Below are 1,431 nucleotides of genomic sequence, written 5' to 3' on the forward strand. Positions count from 1 at the left end.
TTATGGTGTAAAAGTGCACCACCCTGATTATTGGTAAACTCTCCGTTTTTACGGAGATTTCCTTGGATGCTGTGCATGGAAACCATACTTAAAGTCAGAAGGCTTTCTCTTAAACAGGGGCTCTCTCAGAGAGCATAGCCAAACAGCTACAAATATCTCGTCATACCGTCAGTAAATACCTCGCAATCGAGACTAAAGAACCGCCCACTTATAAGCGGACACAGACTCACTATCCCAAACTGGGTGAGTTCATTCCAGTATTAAAACAACGCCTAACTGATGAAACCAAATTACCCGCCAAACAACGATTAACGGCCAGGCGTCACTTTGAAAGGCTCAGAACGGAGGGATATCAAGGCGCTTATTGTGCAGTCGCCTCTTTTATTAGACAGTTCAAAGAACAATATCAACCCGCGCCCCACGTTGTTTTTATTCCCCAACGATTCAGTGCAGCAGATGCCTATCAATTTGATTGGAGTTTCGAAACAGTCAAATTAAATGGGTTATTGGTTAAACTTAAAGTTGCCCATTTTCGTTTATGTCACAGCAGAGCATTTTTTATTCGAGCTTACCCAAATGAGAAGCTTGATATGCTTATTGATGCTCATAATCACGCCTTTGCTTATTTTGGTGGTACACCCAATAGAGGTATTTATGACAATATGAAGACGGCTGTTAAACATATAGGAATGGGTAAAGAACGCATTTTTAATGATAAATTCTTAAGCATGATGAATCATTTTATTATAGAGCCGGTTGCCTGTACGCCAGCGTCTGGATGGGAGAAAGGACAGGTTGAGCGCCAAGTGAGAACATTACGAAAACAACTGTTTGAACCGACCCTGGCTTTTAATAGCATTGATGAGTTAAACAGTTTTCTATTGGACCAATGTCATCAGATCATCCAAACCGCCACACACCCGGAAGACAGAAGCAAAGTCATTAACGAGTTATTTTGTGCAGAGAAAACCCTTCTGGCTCCTTATTTTCCTTATGCCGGAGGGCAATTTGCAATAGTCCATATCAACTCCTTATCCTTATTCTGTTTTGATGGGCATAAATACAGCGTTCCCAATGATTTAGCGGGTAAGAAAGTGACATTAAAAACGACTGCAACAGAAATTAAAATTATTGTCGATAGCGAGTGTGTTGCTCAACATCAACGCAGTTTCGTTAAAAACCAGACAACCTATAATCCCTGGCATTATCTGTCCACATTAAAAAGAAAACCGGGTGCCCTGAGAAACGGTGAACCTTTTATTCATTGGGATTGACCTAAACCGGTTAAAGAACTCCAGCAACACCTGCTCAAGCGCCCGAAAGGTGATCGCGCTATGGTGCAGTTACTGTCTTTAATTGCTGATTATGGTGAAGATTTAGGCGTGACCGCGGCAGCCATAGCGTTAGACGAAGGAGTGCCTACGGTGGAAG

Annotated in this window: 1 pseudogene; it reads left to right on the top strand. The window is 42.1% G+C overall.

Features of this window, described 5'->3' with window-relative positions:
• Positions 1–66: 66 nt before the first annotated feature.
• Positions 67–1,431, top strand: a pseudogene (istA, locus tag FTA91_RS16410) (IS21 family transposase); the annotation flags it as partial.

The organism is Yersinia thracica (assembly GCF_902170565.1).
GTDB lineage: Bacteria > Pseudomonadota > Gammaproteobacteria > Enterobacterales > Enterobacteriaceae > Yersinia > Yersinia thracica.